This window comes from Streptomyces sp. NPDC000229, assembly GCF_040300825.1.
Classification (GTDB): Bacteria; Actinomycetota; Actinomycetes; order Streptomycetales; family Streptomycetaceae; genus Streptomyces.
The window spans coordinates 19,990-37,417 of record NZ_JBEPEL010000006.1 but is presented as its reverse complement, the minus strand read 5'-3'; the positions used below and the strand labels follow the sequence as shown (position 1 = coordinate 37,417).

At 72.6% G+C, this 17,428-nt stretch carries 9 protein-coding genes and 2 pseudogenes; 6 read left to right on the top strand and 5 right to left on the bottom strand.

All coding sequences use genetic code 11. From position 1 onward, the window contains the following. The first annotated feature begins 56 nt into the window (after positions 1-56). Positions 57-1,424, top strand: a complete 1,368-nt coding sequence (locus ABT360_RS05525; RefSeq protein ID WP_351811106.1) for a pyridoxal phosphate-dependent aminotransferase — start codon at positions 57-59, stop codon at positions 1,422-1,424. On the opposite strand, the gene ABT360_RS05520 is transcribed toward ABT360_RS05525, so the two are convergent. Both ABT360_RS05520 and ABT360_RS05515 read right to left on the bottom strand, forming a co-directional pair. Further along, the gene (locus tag ABT360_RS05520; protein ID WP_351811103.1) at positions 1,414-2,157 is read right to left on the bottom strand and encodes a PIG-L deacetylase family protein; all 744 of its coding nucleotides are present in this window, start codon (positions 2,155-2,157) and stop codon (positions 1,414-1,416) included. The two genes, ABT360_RS05525 and ABT360_RS05520, sit on opposite strands and share 11 nt — an antisense overlap. Before the next feature lie 170 nt (positions 2,158-2,327). After that, positions 2,328-3,431, bottom strand: a complete 1,104-nt coding sequence (locus ABT360_RS05515) for a glycoside hydrolase family 5 protein (RefSeq protein ID WP_351811101.1) — start codon at positions 3,429-3,431, stop codon at positions 2,328-2,330. A gap of 137 nt (positions 3,432-3,568) precedes the next feature. Here ABT360_RS05515 and ABT360_RS05510 point away from each other — a divergent pair. Beyond that, positions 3,569-3,697: pseudogene (locus ABT360_RS05510) on the top strand (acetylxylan esterase); the annotation flags it as partial. Positions 3,698-3,791: 94 nt separating this feature from the next. Continuing rightward, on the top strand, positions 3,792-4,391 hold the full coding sequence (locus tag ABT360_RS05505) for a Type-2Aa cytolytic delta-endotoxin (RefSeq protein ID WP_351811098.1): 600 nt from the start codon (positions 3,792-3,794) through the stop codon (positions 4,389-4,391). 220 nt (positions 4,392-4,611) lie between these two features. Here the strand turns inward: ABT360_RS05505 and ABT360_RS05500 are convergent, their stop codons facing one another. Further along, positions 4,612-5,955 carry a UDP-glucose dehydrogenase family protein gene (locus ABT360_RS05500; RefSeq protein WP_351811095.1) on the bottom strand — a complete coding sequence of 448 codons (1,344 nt, stop codon included), beginning with the start codon at positions 5,953-5,955 and terminating at the stop codon, positions 4,612-4,614. 239 nt (positions 5,956-6,194) lie between these two features. Here ABT360_RS05500 and ABT360_RS05495 point away from each other — a divergent pair. Then, positions 6,195-6,451, top strand: a pseudogene (locus tag ABT360_RS05495) (histidine kinase dimerization/phospho-acceptor domain-containing protein); the annotation flags it as partial. Positions 6,452-6,481: 30 nt separating this feature from the next. Here ABT360_RS05495 and ABT360_RS05490 read toward each other — a convergent pair. After that, a complete protein-coding gene (locus tag ABT360_RS05490) occupies positions 6,482-6,997 on the bottom strand; it encodes a DUF2165 domain-containing protein (protein WP_351811419.1) in 516 nt (171 codons plus the stop codon). A 134-nt stretch (positions 6,998-7,131) separates the two neighbouring features. Between ABT360_RS05490 and ABT360_RS05485 the strand changes: the two genes are divergently transcribed. Continuing rightward, complete coding sequence (locus ABT360_RS05485) at positions 7,132-8,745, top strand: FAD-binding oxidoreductase (protein ID WP_351811092.1); 1,614 nt, start codon at positions 7,132-7,134, stop codon at positions 8,743-8,745. 112 nt (positions 8,746-8,857) lie between these two features. Beyond that, entirely contained in the window at positions 8,858-9,652 is a 795-nt protein-coding gene (locus ABT360_RS05480; protein WP_351811089.1) for a VOC family protein, read from the top strand. Between the two features lie 110 nt (positions 9,653-9,762). Here ABT360_RS05480 and ABT360_RS05475 read toward each other — a convergent pair whose 3' ends face one another. Continuing rightward, on the bottom strand, positions 9,763-17,310 hold the full coding sequence (locus ABT360_RS05475) for an SDR family NAD(P)-dependent oxidoreductase (protein ID WP_351811086.1): 7,548 nt from the start codon (positions 17,308-17,310) through the stop codon (positions 9,763-9,765). Positions 17,311-17,428 lie beyond the last annotated feature (118 nt).

Below are 17,428 nucleotides of genomic sequence, written 5' to 3'. Positions count from 1 at the left end.
GATCGGCGGTCCGCACTCCCCCGTGCGGGCCTTCCTCGGGCAGGGAGGGCAGTTCCATGGCCGGCGACATCACCACGCTTTTCCGGGCGTCCACCGCACACAGCCCCTCGATCGCCATGCTCGACCGGGCGGGCGGCGGGGGCGCCGGCGGGGCACCCGGCCGGATCATCGACTTCTGTATCCCGTGCAACCCCTACTTCCCCACGCCCGCGATGTTCGAGCGGCTCGGCGGACGCCTCCGAGAGATCCTCACGTACTACCCGAGCGGTGCGGACACCATCACCGCCGAGCTCTGCCAGACCCTGGGACTCAATCCGCAGACCGTCGCGATGGGCAACGGCTCCACCGAGCTGATCACCTGGATCGACCACCTGCTCGTCCGGGAATCGCTCGCCGTACCCGTGCCGACCTTCGGCCGGTGGACCGATCAGCCCATGGAGACCGGCAAACGCGTCGACATGATGCTGCTGCCCGAGGCCCACGGCTTCCGGCTCGATCCCGACGCCTTCGTACGGTTCGTCCGCGCCAGACGGTCCCGAACGGCGGTCATCTGCAATCCGAACAACCCGGACGGCGGGCTGCTGGCCAAGGACCAGGTACTGGCGCTGTGCGACATCCTCCAGGACCTGGACCTGGTGGTGGTCGACGAGTCGTTCCTCGAATTCTCCGACGCGGCCGCCGGGACGAGCATCGTCGAGGAGGCGGTGCTGCGGCCGCATGTGATCGTGCTGCGCAGCCTCGGCAAGAACTTCGGTCTGCACGGCGTGCGTTTCGGGTACCTCGTCGCCAACCCGGCGCTCGCCGGGCGGATCCGCTCGATGCTGCCGAAGTGGAACCTCAACTCCTTCGCGGAGGCGGTGGTGTTCATGCTCAAGGAGCACCGCCAGGAGTACGAGGAGAGCCTGCGCCGGTCCCGGCAGGACCGGCAGGACATGACGGCCCGGCTCTCGGCCCTGCCCGGGCTGACCGTTTACCCCTCGCAGGGCAATTTCGTCTACGTACGGCTGCCGGTGGGCGTGGACGGGGTGGCGTTGCGCGACCGGCTGCTGACGGAACACGCCGTGCTGGTGCGCGAGTGCGGCAACAAGGTGGGCAGTTCCAGCCGGTTCCTGCGGCTGGTGGTCCGCCCGCCGCAGGAGGTGCGCCACCTGGTGTCGGCGCTGGAGCAGGTGTTGTACGGAGGCTCCGCGCAGCCGGCTCCCATGCCGGTAACGCCGCTGTCCGCACCGGCGGTGGCGCCGGTCGCGGGCGCCCCGCACGGTCTGCAACTCGTCCCCGCCTCGGCACCGGTCCTGGCGCCCGCGCGGGCGCCGATGGCCCCCGCCGCGACCGCCGCCGCCGTGCCGGTCGTGGGTCCCATGGCCATGGCCAGGGGGTACACCTCCTCCGGCACCGCGGCCGTCGACCGGCTCGTCAGCGGCTGAACAGCTCGAACGTCACGGCCCGACGCCCACCGAACCGTGGCGCCGCCGCCTGGGCGTTGCCGGTGAGGAAGGTACGGCAGTATTCCTCCGGGTCCTGATCGGTGAGCACCTCGATGTAGGCGCGGTGTTCCAGCAGCGACTGTACGGCCCGCTCCAGGCCGGGCGTCGCGTCGACGGCGTGCGTCGGGGAGGACGAACCCGCGACGGCCACCCAGCGCACACCGTCCCACGGTTCGAGGCCCTGCTCGATCAACTCCGGGAAGATCCAGCGGTTCCCGGCGTCGCCGGCCGCGTCCAGGGTGGCGCGGCCGACGGCCACGTGGTCGGGGGTGTTCCAGGCGACCCCGCCCCAGGTGTCACGGTGGTTGAGCGTGATGACCAACTCGGGCCGGTGGCGCCGGATCGCCGCCGCGATGTCACGGCGGAGCCCGAGACCGTACTCGATGACGCCGTCCTTGTAGTCGAGGAACTCCACCTCCGACACCCCGACCACCGCCGCGCTGGCCCGCTGCTCCCGCTCGCGCAGCGGCCCGCAGGTGGCGGGGTCGATGGTGTCGATGCCCGCCTCGCCGCGGGTCGCGAGGAGGTAGGTGACCTGACGGCCGTCGTCGGTCCAGGAAGCGACGGCGCCGGAGCACCCGTACTCCAGGTCGTCGGGGTGCGCGACGACGGCGAGCGCGCGCTGCCAGTCGTCGGGCATCGGCTGGAGCTGGTCGTTCTCATGATCGGTCATGGCGGCAGGATACGGTCGTGATCACCGCCGGGGCCCGGGTTTCCGGCTCCGGCCCGGGCGAGGGCGGGCCGCCCGCCTGCTCGTGCGCGCGTCCGGTACCCACGGACCCCCGCCCGCACGGGTGCTGCTGCGGGCGGGGGCGGCCGGGAGAGGCGACCGTGCTGGGCGGGTCAGCCGGTGGGGGACCTTTCCGCCGACCTGATCCGGTCACGGATCCACACACCGGCCGGCTTCAGTGAGCCGGTTCCGGCCCAGGGGCCGTTGTTCGCACAGGTGCCGACCCTGAAGACGGCGCCGGAACGGTGGTCGTCGGAGAAGTTCCAGTTGACCCAGCTGATCTTCTTCTTCGCCATCAGGTCGAGATAGCGCTGCGCCATGGCGAAGTCGTCGGCGCCTTCGCCCGCGTAGTCCTGCGTGCCGAACTCGGTGACGAAGACGGGCAGCTTGTCCGCCGCTCTGGAGAGGGTGTGCAGGTACTCGTCGCGGTGCGAGGCGGCGTAGAAGTGGAAGGTGTACATGATGTTGGAGGCGCGTACCGGATTGCTGACGACCTCCGTCTCGTCGGATCCCTCCGAGACGCCGAACGACGACCACGCGCGCGTGCCGACGAGAATCGGGCTGCGCGGGTCCTGGGCACGGATGACGGGGATCAGCTCCTCGGCGTAGCTCCTGACGCGGGACCAGCTGACGCCGCTGGGTTCGTTGGCGATCTCGTACAGCAGGTTCTTCTTGCCGCCGTGGCGCCGGGCGATCTCGGAGAAGAAGGTCTTGGCACGGCTCAGGTTGTGGTGGGGATCGCCGGGGCTGAGCATGTGCCAGTCGACGATGGCGTACATGCCGCGGGCGGTGGCCTGTTCGATGATGGAGTGCACGAGGTCGGTGTAGCCGCGCGGGTCGGTTTCGTAGCCGCCCTCCTGGATGTACAGGGAGATACGCAGGACGTCCGCGTTCCAGTCGGTGGCCAGGGCGTCCAGTGAACCGTTGGTGACGCACTGGCGGTACCACTGCAAGCCGTGCGTGGACATGCCGCGCAGCTGGACGGGGGTGCCGTCCTGGTTGCAGAGCTTGGTGCCGCAGACCTTGAGCCTGCCGTTGAGGGCGACCGGTGTCGCGGCGGTGGGGGCGGATGAGGTGTTCACGGTTCCCTGATCCGCGCCGGTCGTGGCGGCGGCGGGGACGGTGAGGGTGGTGACGGCGGCGAGGGCGACGAGGAGCGCGGCGAGGAGGGTGCCGGCGCTGCCGAGGGGACGTGTGCGGATCCGTGCCGGTCTCATGGGGGGCTCCGATGCGTTGACGGGAGTCGAGACTGGAAGGAAACTTTCCTAACTGGTGGATATCAGACGGGAGTTACCGCTCGCAAGGTTCATGACAATGTGTGGCGTTCACGGAGATGGACGACGCGGGCTCGGCCGTCGTCGGATTGCTCGGTTGCGGAGGCGGGCCCGGCCTGCCGCACCCGCATCTGCTCCGGGCGAAGGCCGGGTTCGCGCACTCGGTGATGGACACCCGCGGCCGGGGCAGCGGCCGGACCGGCCGGGGGATGCCCGGGGTGTGGACGCCCGTGCGACGGCCGTTCGGGGGAACGGCATACTGACCGACCGGGCGCGATCACTTCCGACATGCTAGGAGCAGCCATGGTTGACCGGATCGCCACGGAGAAGACGACCTTCAGGCCGGTCTTCGAGGTGGGATCGTCCTTCATGGAGCAGGCGCAGGGCATCGAGGCCCGGTTCCAGCACGCGATCGCCCCGGCGACGGTGGACTTCGACTTCGGCGAGATCAGCCGGGCGGCGAACGGTATCCCCGACAGCTCGACCGTCAAGATCATCCGCGGCTGGGGTCTCCAGGAGACCGCTCCCGTCAGCGTGATGGTCCTCTCCCTCAAGGAGGCCGTACGCCAGGCCCTTCCGGAACCGTTCGCCAACCCCGCCTTCTGGGACAAGGCCGAAGGGGCGCTCACCGACGCCTTCGTGGGGCTGTACGGCCAGACCGGTACCCACCTCTCCTTCTACCGGGAGGAACCGGACTACACCAGCTACTACTACAACCTGTTGTTCGCCCTCCAGGACGAGGAGACCGGGAACTCCGTCTACGCCGTCGCCTTCTGCGCCAATGTGACGGTCGCCCTGAGCCCGGAGAGCGTCCGGGACCTGACGGTCGAGGACACGGCGCAGTACACGATCCGCGTCAACGCCATCACCGTGCGGCGGACGACACCGCCGTCCGCCGGCTGACCGCGCCGCGGCCGGCGGTCGCCGCGCCCAGGGCGTGTCTTTTGGATCAGGCCGGATCAGCGAGCGGGGGCCGGTTCGTGCAGATGCAAGGCGGAGGTGGGGTCCCCCTCCCCTGCCTTCGGCAGGGGGAGGAGCCACTGCGGAGCATGGGCGACCGACGACAACGCAGCAGATGCGCGTGCCAGGGCTCGCGAGCCCGGCAGGATCCGAAAGACACGACCTACGCGCTCGGCGCGGGGCGCGGCGTCCCGGCGGGAGCGGTGACACGGTCGGGGAGGCGGTTGCCGACGCTCCGGTACGTGAGCGGCAGGCCGGCCAGCCGCTCGGGCAGCAGGCAGTTCTTCCCGTCCACGACCACCGCGGGCGGCGCCATGCGGGCGGCCATCAGGGACCAGTCGGCTTCGATGGCCTCCGGCCATTCCGTGAGGACGACCGCCGCCCGGGCGCCCTGAACGGCGGCCCGCAGGTCGGGGCACGGCTGGGCGCCGGGAAAGAGCTGTCGCAGGTGTTCGGGGTCCGTCGCCGGATCCCAGATGCGGACGGCGGCCGCCTCGGCGACCAGCTGGGGGACGAGGACCAGGCTGGGCGCCGCCCGCATGTCGTCGCTCCACGGCTCGTAGCGCGCTCCGAGGACGGCGATCTCGCAGTCGGCCAGCTGTTCGCCCAGCTCTTCGCGCAACATGTCACGCACCACACTCGGCTGTGCGCGGTTGACGGCGATGGTCGCGTCGAGCAGGGGTGTCGGCACGCCCCGGCCGGCCGCCCAGTGGGCCAGGGCCGCGGTGTCCTTGGGGAGGCATGAATCGCCGAAGCCGAGCCCCGGCTGGAGGAAGGCGTGACCGATCCGCGGATCGAGTCCCGCGCCCTGCATCACCTTGTCGATGTCGAGGTCCGGCGCGGCACACAGCCGTGCGAACTCGTTGGCGAAGCTGATCTTCATGGCGAGGAAGGTGTTGCTGGCGTACTTGATCATCTCGGCGGTATCGGGCGTGGTCACCACCCAGGGGCAGCTCAACTCCCCGTACAGCCGGTGCAGCAGCGGCAGTGCGCCCTGCGACCACAGCCCCACCACCGTGCGCGAGGGGGACGTCCAGTCGTCCAGGGCACTGCCCTGGTTGAGGAACTCGGGGTTGTAGGCATAGCGGTCGCGCATCTGCGGATGCGCCTGGAGGAGCCGGGCGCTGGTGCCGGGCGGCACCGTGGACTTCAGCACCACGGCCGGCGGCGGCAGCAGGGCCGCCACCTCCGCGAGGGCCGAGGTCACATGGGACAGGTCGGCGGCCCCGGCCTCGTCGGGCGGTGTGCCCACCGTGATCAGGACGACCTCGAAGGGTTGTCTCAGGTGGGTGTGCGCCAGGTCCGACGCGAAGGTCAGCCGCCCGGTCTCCCGCGCCAGCGTCAGCTCCTCCTGGAGCCCCGGCTCGGACACCGGCGTGCGGCCCGCCTCCAGGGCTGCCAGCCGGGCAGGCTCGCGCTCGATGCCCGTCACATGATGCCCCTGCCGGGCGAGGGCGACTGCCCCGGTCACTCCGACATAGCCCTGCCCAACGATGGCGACCCGCACGTGACTCTCCCGACACCCCGTCGATACCAGCGGAACCTGCTGCCGCTCCATACACGGAAACGCCAGCTTGCGACCCCCGGCACCGCCGGGCCACCGGTCCCGGCCGGACGGGTGACGCGGGTGACCGGCGACCGTGTCATTTCTGCTGTCGGCGAGCCAGGCGAATCCGCCCCCGCCCTCGTGGCCGCCGTCGTGACCGTGCTCCTGGCCCCCGCCCTCAGCGGGATCCGCGGAGTGCGGCAGCAGCCGGGGAGGCCTCGCACCAGCTGAAACTCCCCTGGCCGCCCTGCGGCTGCGCCTGGACAACCTGGAGCCCGATGTGGCCGTCCATGCCAGGACCGGCCTGACGGCGGTGATGACCGAGACGGAACGGCTGGCCCGTATGGTCGAGGGACCGCTGGCGATGGCACGGCTCGACGAGAAGGCCGTCATGCGTGTGCCCGTCGACCTCGACCGCCTCGCCGTCGACCGGGTGCAGACCTGGACCCCCGTGTTCCACGCCCCGCCCGTGACCGAGGCGCCCGTGTCAGTCCGCCCTGCGTGTTCCCTCCGGCAGGTGGACCACTATCAGCGCGAACGCCGCCAGCACGACGTAACGCAGGGCCGAGTCCAGGCCGTTCCAGTCGGAGGACTGCCACATGGCGAACCACTCTCCCCCGATGCCGAAGAAGCCGAGACCGAACAGCAGCAGCACCATCACCAGGCCCGCCGTGCTCGTCCGGCGGGCCCGGTCATAGGCCTTCCGCCGCAGCCCGACGACCCAGAGCCAGGTGGCGAGGAGGAGGACGGACGCGGTGAGGACCTCCCAGGCGATGATGGCGATGTAGGCCGCGTTCTGGAGGGCGGGTGAGGTGACCGCCCGCCACATCAATTGCGGGTCCTTGAAGGTGGTGTCCATGGCGAGGACGTGCTGGACGAACTGCTGGTTGGTCCCGAAGTCGGTGATGTTGCCGAAGGCCACCAGGGCCATGGACAACGCGACGGTGCCCGTCAGAGCGGCCGCCGCGACGGGCAGGGTGCCCAGCCGGAGAAGCCGGTCCATCGGGGTGCCGGTGCGTTCGGTGGTGCCTGACACGTGGAATTCCCCTCATCAGCCTGGTCATTGAGCGCAACCTCGCTCCGGATCTTTTCATCATCCTCCCTGCGACAGGTCAACACAGCAGTGAGGAACGGACGATGAAGCAGACGGCGACACCGGGGAGCGGCACGCGGACGGAACCGGACGGCGGCGGGACGAGCCGTCGTCGCCTCCTGGGGGCGGGCGCGGCCGCCGCGGTCTCCGGGGCGTTCCTCACGGGGATGGCGGGCACCCGGGCGACCGGCGCGGGAGCCGGAGCGGCGGGCAGGGCGGCGGGCGCGCCCCGCGCGGCGGACTGGGCGGCGCTGGCCAAGGGGCTGGACGGGACACTGGTCCGGCCCGGCGACCGCGACTACGACGTGGCCCGGACGCTGTTCAACCCCCGGTTCGACGCCGTGCGCCCCGCCGGGATCGCGTACTGCGCCCGGCCCGAGGACGTCCGGGGCTGCCTGGAGTTCGCCCGCCGGCACGGGGTGCCGGTGGCTGTACGCAGCGGAGGGCACTCGTACGCGGGCTGGTCGTCGGGACCGGGTCTGATCGTGGACGTGCAGCGGATGGCGTCCGTCTCGCTGACGGGCGGCACCGCGGCGATCGGCGCGGGGGCGAAACTCATCGACGTCTACGACCGGCTGACCGCCCGTGGCCGGACCGTGCCGGCCGGGTCCTGCCCCACCGTGGGCGTCGCCGGGCTGGCGCTCGGCGGCGGTATCGGTGTCGTCAGCCGCGCCTACGGCCTGACCAGCGACAGCCTCACGGGGGCCAGGATCGTGACCGCCGACGGCCGGATCCGGGACGTGGACGCCAAGCGCGACCCCGATCTGTTCTGGGCCCTCCGGGGCGGCGGCAACGCCCAGTTCGGCGTCGTCACCGAGCTGCGGATGCGGACGCACCCTGCGCCCGAGTGCACCACGTTCTTCCTCAGCTGGCCCTGGTCACGGGCCGCCGCCGTGGTACGGGAGTGGCAGCGCTGGGCGCCCCTCGCGCCCGACGGGATCTGGGCGAACCTCCACCTGGCCGCCCCGGTGGGCGGACGGCCCGGGTCGGTGCGCGTCGGCGGTCTCGCCCTCACCGGCCGGGCGGACCTGGAGAACCGGCTGGACCGGCTGGCCGACGCCATCGGGACGGCTCCCAAGGCCACGTCGATCCGTACCCTCCCGTTCATGGACGCGATGAAGGTGATGGGCGGGGTGTCCGGCTGGACCATCCCGCAGGCCCACCAGAAGGGGTCCCTGCCGGGCCGCACCCCGCAGGGCCGGGTGGCGCGCGAGTCGTACACCGCGCGCTCCGACTTCTACACGCGCGTCATCCCGGCCGCAGGCGTCAAGGCGCTCATCGCCCGGGTGGAACAGCTGGCGCGGCTCAGCGGGGGCGGGGCGGGCAGCGTCGCGCTGGACGCCATGGGCGGCGCGGTGAACCGGGTGCGGGCGGCCGACACCGCCTTCGTCCACCGTGACGCGCTGTTCCTGGCCCAGTACATCGTCTCCTGGCCCGACCGCGCCCCCGCGGCGACGGTCGCCCGGCACCGGGCGTGGCTGGACGCCACGTACGACGTGATGCGGCCGTGGGCGAGCGGTCAGGCGTACCAGAACTACACGGACCCGGCGCTGCGGGACTGGCGCCGGGCCTATTACGGCGCGAACATCGACCGCCTGGTGAAGGTGAAGGCGGCGTACGATCCCGGTCGGCTCTTCCGCCACGCCCACACCTTCTGAGGCACGGTCACGGTCACCGGTTCGTCCCCTTCCGGAGGGCGGATGTCAGTGGTGGGTGTCACGCTTCTGCCGTACGCGATTTCCGTGACACCCGCGAAACGAGGCAAGCGCCGTGATCACCACTGACTTCGCCCCCGGTTCCCCCTGCTGGCTCGACCTCGGCGCGCCCGACATCCCGGCGGCGGCCGATTTCTACGGCTCGGTGTTCGGCTGGGAGTTCCAGCCGTTCAGCCCCGAGGAGGGGGACTACGGTTCCTTCAAGCTGGACGGCAAGACGGTCGCCGGGCTCGGGAAGCTCACCGAGGAAGGCGCCCGGTCGGCCTGGATGATCTACTTCAACACCCCGGACGCCGACGCCACCACCGAGGCCGTGCAGCGGTCCGGCGGCAGGGTCCGGGTCGCCCCGATGGACGCCGGCGGCGAGGGCCGGATGGCCCAGTACACCGACCCGCAGGGGGGTCAGTTCGCCGTGTGGCAGCCTGGGTCGTTCAAGGGCGTGGAGGCGGTGGACGGCCCGGGGAGCCTGGGCTGGATCGAGCTGTACACGACGGACGCGGCCGCGGCCAAGGAGTTCTACGGGAACCTGTTCGGCTGGGAGACGCAGGACATGGACCTCCCGGGCGGCGGCGGGACGTATTCGCTGATCTCCCCGTCCGGCCTGCCTCCGGAGCGTATGCACGGCGGTCTGATGCAGCTCCCGGCCGACGCCCTCACCCTGACCGGCGGCCGTCCGTACTGGCACCCGGTCTTCGGCTCCACCGACTGCGACGCGACGGTCACCAGGGTCAGGGAGAAGGGCGGCACCATCCAGATGGGCCCCGAGGACGCGCAGGACGTCGGGCGCCTCGCCGTCTGCGTCGACCCGGCCGGCGCGGACTTCGTGGTCCTCACCCCTGTGCAGGGCTGAGCCCTGGGGCGGCGGTAGCCGGCCGGAGACCCGACGTGAGGTCCACCGGGCGGAAACCCGCCCGGAGGACCTCACGTCTCACGGTGCCGTTCACCGGCCGCCTTTCCGGCCTACGTCGTTCGCCCCGCTCCTTCGCCGCGGGCGTCCAGCCGCTGATGGACGAGGCGCGCGACGTCTGCCAGGGCCAGGCCCTTGCCCATGAGTTCGGCGGGCGAGATGGTCAGGTCGAAGCGGCTGCGGACGGCCACGAGGAGTTCGGCGCCCATGAGGGAGTCCAGTCCGTAGTCCTCCAGACGGCGGCGGGGATCCAGCTCTTCGCTGCTCATGTGCAGCACCCCTGCCAGCAGGTTCGCGAGCATGGAGGTGACGGCGGCCTCGGCGGCCTCGGGTGCCATGTGGGAGAGGTCCCGCAGCACGTCGGCCTGGGCCCGGTCGTCGTCGCCGGTGTCGCCCGGCACGAGCGTGCCGAAGCGCGGGCTTGCGAGCAGGGGGAGCAGGCCTTTGGCGCGCCCCCAGTCACAGCGCTCGACGCCGGCGACGGCGGTGCCGTCGGCCAGCAGCGGGCCGGCCGCGCTGAAGGCCTCGCGCGGTGTGAGGGGAACCATTCCGAGGCGTGCGACGGAATGCTCCAGGTCGTGTCGGGCGACATAGCCCGTCTCCCCGATGGCGCCCCAGGCGATCGTCGTGGCGGGCAGCCCGGCCGCCGCGCGGTGCCGGGCAAGTGCCTCCAGGTAGGCGTTGCCTGCCGTGTAGGGCGCCTGCGCCACGTTGCCGATGGCGGCGGTGAGGGAGGAGTACGCGACGAACAGGTCCAGCGGCCGGTCGCGGGTGAGCCGGTCCAGCAGGGCTCCGCCGGTGGTCTTCGGGGCCAGGACGGCGTTGACGCGGGCGTCGGTGAGCTCGGTGAGCGGCGCGTCGTCCAGGTGCATGGCACAGTGCACCACCCCGCGCAGCGCATGGCCCGTGGCGTCGATGTCCCGCAGCAGCCGCCGTACGGCGTCCGGGTCGGTGATGTCGGCGGCGTACGCGGTGGCCGTCACGCCCCGTTCGGTGAGCCGTGCCAGAACGGCGGCCGCTTCGGGGGCACGGTCGCCGCGTCGGCTCACCAGCGCCAGGTGCCGCGCTCCGAGGTCGGCCAGCCGGCTCACGGTCGCGGCGCCGAAGCCGCCGAGCCCACCGGTGACCAGGTAGGTGCCGGACGGGTCGAGGCAGAGCTCCCGGTTGTCCCGCGCGGTCACCGGTACCGGTTCGTCCAGGGGGTCGAACGTGACGACGACCTTGCCCATGTGGCGGGAGTGCTGGAGGAGGCGGAAGGCCTCGTCGACGCGAGCGGCCGGGTAACCGGTGTACGGCAGGGGCCGGTAGGTGCCCGCCGTCACCCGGTCCGCCACCTCGGCGAACAGGTCGCCGTTGCCCGGCGCTTCGGCGGGCAGGGTGTTGAGGTCGACACCGAAGAAGGCGATGTTGCGGACGAAGGGGCGCATCGAGAGCGGCTTGTTCTCGAAGATGTCGCGCTTCCCGAGTTCGATGAAGCGTCCACCGGGCCGCAGCAGGTCCATGCTGCGGGCGATGGCCTCACCCGCGAGGGAGTTCACCACGACGTCGACACCGCTGCCGTCGGTGATACGACGCACCTCGGGCGCGAAGTCCAGACTCCGCGAGTCCAGTACGTGTTCGACGCCTTGGGCGCGCAACCAGTCCCGCTTGGCCTCGGTACCCGCGGTGGCGATCACCCGGGCGCCGCAGGAGTGGGCGTACTGGAGGGTCGCCAGGCCGATGCCGCCGGCGCCGCCGTGGACGAGGACCGTCTCGCCGGGTGCGAGGCGGGCCAGTCGGTGCAGGCTGTGGTGGATCGTGGCATGCACGACGGGAAGGGTGGCCGCTTCCGCGAAGCTCATCTCCTCGGGGATACGGCCGAGGGACTGCTCGGACGTGACCGTGTGTGAGGCGAGCGCGGCGGGAGCGAGCCCGTACACCCTGTCGCCCACCGACCACCTGGTGACGCCCGGGCCGACTTCGGTGACGACGCCGGCGCACTCCAGCCCGGGCGCCTGGGCGGTGGGGGTGCCTTCGACCGCCTCCTGCGGCAGCAGCCCGTTGGCGGTCAGCGTGTCCCGGTAGTTGAGCCCGGCGGCGCGCACGGCGATGGTCACGTGTCCGGTTCCCGGCCGGGCGGGGGTGGTGCGTTCCCACGCGAGGTGGTAGCCGAGGCCGGGGTCGCACACGCGGAGCGTGAAGGCGTCGGAGGGTGTGGTCAGCCGGGTGAGGCCGGGGCGGGTGTGCGTCTCGCGGGGTACGAAGCGGCCGTTGCGGGTGAGCACGATCTCGTCCTCGTCGCCGGGGGCGAGCAGTTCGTCGGCCAGGCGCCGGGCGTCGGCCTCCGGGTCGCCGCAGCGCTCCAGGCTGATCCGGCGGACGCCGAGCCGGGGCTGCTCGTTGGCCAGGGTGCGGGCCATGCCCCAGACGGGGGCGTCACCGGGGAACGCGGGGTTCTCGGGGGCGGGGAACAGCCCGCTCGGCCGGGTGACCAGCCACAGCCGGGCGGTGACGCCTTCGGGCAGGCCGTCCTGGCAGGCGGAGGCGACGGCGCGCAGGAGGGCGGTTCTGCGGGTGGTCCGGGCGGTCAGCCGGCCCGGCTCGGTCTCCGGACCGGTCTCCGACTCCGTCTCCCGGCCGGTCTCCGGCTCCGTCTCCGGGTCGGCGAACAGGACGGCGAGTGCCACGTCCCGGGTGCCGGACGTCAGCAGGCGGGCGAAGGTCTCGGGGGCGGCGTCGGCTCCGACGGTCGTGACGGTGGCGGCGTCCTCAGCCGCCGCCTGCCGCAGCTGGTCGGCGACCGCCCGACCGGTCGCGGCCTCCTGCTCGCCCTCGACGGCGACGACCCAGGCGGTCCGATCGTCCCGGGCGCGCGGCGGAGCCGCGGCGGAGGGGCCGGGGGCGGCCGGCGTGGCGGCGAGCAGCACGGAGTAGTCGTCCCGCGCGGGTTGCCGGTCGTCGCCGCTGCGGACGATGTCGGTGAAGCCGCACTCCTCCAGGAGCGGCGGCCACTGATCGGGCGCGAGGAGGATCGAGTGCGGACGCAGGTGCGCGTCGCTGCGCTGCCAGAAGCTCTCCAGGGTGCCGAAGACACCACTCAGGTGCTCCGCGTCGTGGGGTTCCAGGGCCAGCAGCAGCCCGCCCGGTGCCAGGAGGGTGCGGACCCGGCGCAGCGCGGCGGCCACATCGGTGGTGGTGTGCAGGGCGTGCGCGGACACCACCAGGTCGAAGGCGCCTTCGGGGAAGCCTTGCGCGCCGGGGTCGGTGTCGAGGTCGAGGGTGCGGTATGCGACGAAGTCGTAGGCGGCGAAGCGGTGTTCGGCGCGGGTGAGGAAGGCCGGGGAGACGTCCGTGTAGGTGTAGTGGGTGCGTTCCGGCGGCAGGAGGGGCAGCAGGGCGGCCGTGGTGCCTCCGGTTCCGGCGCCGACCTCCAGGACCCGCAGCGGCCGGTCGCCCGGCCAGGCCTCGACGATGCCGCGCACCATGCTCTGGGCGACGCGGTTGTGGAACCGGCACACCGGTGCGAGGTCGTAGAACTGCTCGTAGGTGGAACCGTCGGAGGCCATCAGCTCCAAGGGGTCCTCCGTGCCGCGCAGGACCGCGTCCAGGTGCTGCCCCCGCCGGGCGAAAAGGGCCGCCTCGGCGCAGAAGGCCGGGTGGTCCGCCACGAACGCGCGCCGCAGTCCGGCGGCGCGGAAGGTGCCGGTCGTCAGACGCCACCGCCCGTCCGTGAGGGACGTGAGCAGACCGTGCCGCTCCATCATGGGCAGCACCAGCTCGACCAGCCGCCGGTGCCGCGCCTGCAAACCGCCCTCCGTGAGCGCCTCCAGGTCGAAGGCCGCGGCCGGGTCGGGGAGGAAGCCACTCAGCACCTCGCCCCACAGGTGGGCGAGGGCCTCCTTCCACGCGGCCGCGTACCTCTCGTAGGGCACTTCCCGCCAGGCGGTACGCAGCGCGGTGATCCGCTCGGCGGCCGCCGCCACGACCGAGGACGGTGTGGGCGCCGGACTCGTCGGCGGTGGGGAGCTCTCGGGGCGGGGGGCGGCGCGCAGCACGGTGTGCCGGATCGTGAGCGGGGCGGGCTCCGCCTCGGTGAGGCGGCGCAGGCGGCAGCCCTCCATCTCCACGGTCACGGTGCCGTCTTCGTCGGTCACGGTGATGTCCCAGCAGACCTCGGCCGCGGCACGGGACCGCTCCCGTACGTGCACCAGGCCGGTCGCGGAGGGGGTGCGCCAGACGCGTACGGCGCCGATGGACGACGGCAGGTAGGCCGCCTCGGCCGCCGGGTCGTCGTACAGCAGGGGTGCGCCGGCCTGCAAGGCGCCGTCCAGCAGGGCGGGATGGACCTCGTAGTGGGCCGCGTCGCCGTCCTCGTGCCGGTAGGCGGCCAGCACTTCGCCACTGCCCACCCGTAGCCCGGTCAGGACCTGGAACGCCGGCCCGTAGACCAGGCCTGCGCGGTCGCAGGTCCGGTAGTGCTCGGGTCCGTCGACGGTACGCGGGCATCGGTCGCGTACGGCGGCGGCGTCCAGGGGCTCGGGGCGCGCGTCGAGCAGGGCGCGTACCCGGGCCCGTACGTGGGTGCGGGGTTCGCCGCCACGGGCGTCGGTGCTGGTGACCGTGAGCACTCCGTCGTCCGGTGTCACCGCCACCTGTGTACGCAGCGACTCGGGGTCGGGCCAGGGCACCGCAAGGGGGCGGTGGATCTGCATGTACGCCACCTCGGCCGGGGAGTTCAGGACACGCCGGCCGGCGGCCAGGGCCATCTCGACGTAGCCGGTGGCGGGCATGACGACGGTGTCGCCCACTCGGTGGCCGGCCAGCCAGGGGACGAGGGCGGGGTCCACCGCGCCGGACCACAGGGGCTGCGGCGCGGGGAGCCGCTCGCCGAGCAGCGGGTGGTCGATCCGGCCGTCGCCGCCGGTGCGCAGCACCCAGTGCTCGGGGGCGCCGTTCCAGTGGCGCTCGCGCTGCCACGGGTACGCCGGCAGGTCGGCCGGCCGGCCCGGCTGCGGGAAGTGGCGCTCCCAGTCCACGGCGGCGCCCGCCGCGAGCAGTGCGGCCAGGGTGTCCGCCATGGCGGCCACGCCGTCGGTGTCGCGGTGCAGCGTCGGGACGTACGTGGCGGGCGCGTGCGCCGGGGACGGTGCCGCGCGCCGCAGGTAGGGGCGCAGCACCGGGTGCGGGCCGATCTCGAGGAGGATGCCGGCACCGTCGGTGAGGGCACGGTCGACGGCCTGGGCGAACCGTACGGGTTCGCGGACATTGCGCCACCAGTAGTCGGCGGTGAGCTCCTCGCCCGGCACCGGGGCGCCGGTGACGGTGGAGATCATGGGCAGCCGGGTCGCGGCGGGGGCCAGGCCGGTGAGGGCGTGGGCGAGCGGTTCGCGCAGCGCGTCCATGGCGGCGCTGTGGAAGGCGTAGTCGAGGCCCAGGTCGCGGAAGAAGACCTGGCGGTGGCCGAGTTCCTCCCCGAGGGCGGCGAGCGCGTCCGGGTCTCCGGCGACGGTGACGTCCCGGCCGCTGTTGATCCCGGCGATCTCCAGCCGGCCTTCGTACGGGGCGAGGGCCTCGCGGGCGTCGGCCTCGCCCAGGCCCACGGCAGCCATCCGTCCGCTGCCGGCGGTGGCGGCCTGGGCGCGGCTGCGCTCGGCGATCACGCGTGCGGCGGCCGGCAGGTCCAGTGCCCCAGCGGTGTGGGCGGCGGCGACTTCACCGACGCTGTGCCCGATGACGGCGGAGGGACGTACCCCGCGCTCCGCCAGGAGGGCGACCAGGGCGGCCTGCACGGTGAACAGCATCGGCTGGGCGATCTCCGTACGCTCCCAGTGGGTGTGTTCGCCGCTCTCCAACCGCTTGGCCACCGACCATCCCAGGTGGGGGGCGAGGGCCGTGTCCACGTCGTCGACGGCCGCCCTGAAGACCGGTTCGCGCGCCATCAGGTCGGCGGCCATGCCGGGCCACTGCGAGCCGTTGCCGGAGAAGACGAACGTCACCGTGCCCGTTCCGGCCTTCTCCCCGACCGCCCCGGCGGCGCCCGTGTGTTCGGGGTCGCCGTCGCCCCCGAACAGCTGCTTGAGCCGCGCCGCCGCCTCCCGGGTCCCGCCCGCGAGGACGACCGCGCGGTACGGGTGCGCCTCGCGGCGCAGGCACGCGGTGCGGGCCAGGTCGTAGAACTCCCCCGGGTCGGCGGTGGCGAGACGCTCCGACACACGGGCCGCCGCCTCGCGCAACGCCTGCGCCGACCGGGCGGAGACGAGCACGGGGAGCGGCCGGCCGTCCGGTCCCGTGGCCCGCCGGGGCGGTGGGACGGTGGCCGGCGGGGTGGTCAGGACGACGTGGGCGTTGGCGCCGCCGAACCCGAAGGAGTTCACGCCCACGGCGGACCGCTCGGTCACCGTGACGGGGAGGGGTTCGACGGCGGGGGCCAGACCCAGGCCCGGGAAGTCGATGTCCGGGTGGAGCGGGGCGGCGTGCAGGGACGCGGGGACGTGCCCGTGGCGGAGGACGAGCAGCGCCTTGAACAGGCCGGCCATCCCGGACGCCGGTTCGAGGTGCCCGAGGTTCGACTTGACCGAGCCCAGCGGCAGCGCGCCGGCGCTGCGGCGCCTCCCCAGCGCCCGGCCCACGGCGCGGGCCTCGACGGGGTCACCGGCCTGGGTGCCCGTGCCGTGTGCCTCGAAGTACACGAGGTCGTCGGGGTCCACTCCCGCCTCCGCGTAGACGGAGCGCAGCAGTTCCTCCTGCGCCGTCGCGCTGGGCAGGGCCACCCCCTGTGTCCTGCCGTCGCAGTTGGTGCCGGAGCCGCTGATCACCGCGTGGACGCGGTCGCCGTCGGCCAGCGCGTCGGTCAGGCGCTTGAGGACGACCACTCCCCCGCCTTCGGCGCGTACGAAACCGTCGGCCTCCGCGGAGAACGCCGCGCACCGTCCACGCCGCGACAGCATGGCCGCCTGGGAGAAGCCCACATAACCGAGCGGGCTGGTCAGGACGTTGACCCCGCCGGCCAGCACGGTCCGACCGCCGCCCTCCATGAGGAAGCGGTACGCCCGGTCCATTGCCACCAGGGAGGAGGAACAGGCCGTGTCGACCACCATGCTGGGCCCGCGCAGATCCAGGAAGTGCGACAGGCGGTTCGCCCCGAGGGCGCTCGCGGCACCGAGCATGGTGTAGGGATTCACGTCCGAGAGGAGGGAGAGCTGCAACGTGCCGTAGGAATGGTCGGACATTCCGATGAACACCCCGGTGTCCGAGCCGGCCAAGGAGGAAGCCGGGATTCCCGCGTCGTCCAGCGCCTCGACCGCCATTTCCAGCAGCAGCCGGTGCTGGGGGTCCATCTGCGCCGCTTCCCTGGGCGAGATACCGAAATAGGCGGCGTCGAATCCGGCGACATCGGAGAGGAATCCGCCCGCGGCCGTGTACGACTTACCGGCGCGTTGCGCCGCTCGGTCGACGAACCGCCGTCTCTCGAAACGGTCCTCCGGGACTTCACCGACCAGATCCCGGCCTTCGTCCAGGGCTCTCCACAGTGCTCCCAAGTCGGCGATGCCGCCGGGGAGTCGGCATCCGACACCGACCACGGCGACGGCGTTCTCGCGACCATCGACGTCGACACATCCCATGAGCAGACCTTCCGGAATCAACGGCCGTGGGGCATCACAGTCCTCGGACCTGCAACCTACGGCTGCCGACGGACGACATTCGGCGCACACGCCGGGCTCACCCGGATCGGGATATTTG

Coding starts and splice junctions, on each gene's coding strand:
- ABT360_RS05525 (WP_351811106.1), top strand. CDS start 57: ATGGCCGGCGACATCACCACGCTTTTCCGGGCGTCCACCGCACACAGC.
- ABT360_RS05490 (WP_351811419.1), bottom strand. CDS start 6,997: ATGGACCGGCTTCTCCGGCTGGGCACCCTGCCCGTCGCGGCGGCCGCT.
- ABT360_RS05505 (WP_351811098.1), top strand. CDS start 3,792: ATGGTTGACCGGATCGCCACGGAGAAGACGACCTTCAGGCCGGTCTTC.
- ABT360_RS05475 (WP_351811086.1), bottom strand. CDS start 17,310: ATGGGATGTGTCGACGTCGATGGTCGCGAGAACGCCGTCGCCGTGGTC.
- ABT360_RS05485 (WP_351811092.1), top strand. CDS start 7,132: ATGAAGCAGACGGCGACACCGGGGAGCGGCACGCGGACGGAACCGGAC.
- ABT360_RS05520 (WP_351811103.1), bottom strand. CDS start 2,157: ATGACCGATCATGAGAACGACCAGCTCCAGCCGATGCCCGACGACTGG.
- ABT360_RS05515 (WP_351811101.1), bottom strand. CDS start 3,431: ATGAGACCGGCACGGATCCGCACACGTCCCCTCGGCAGCGCCGGCACC.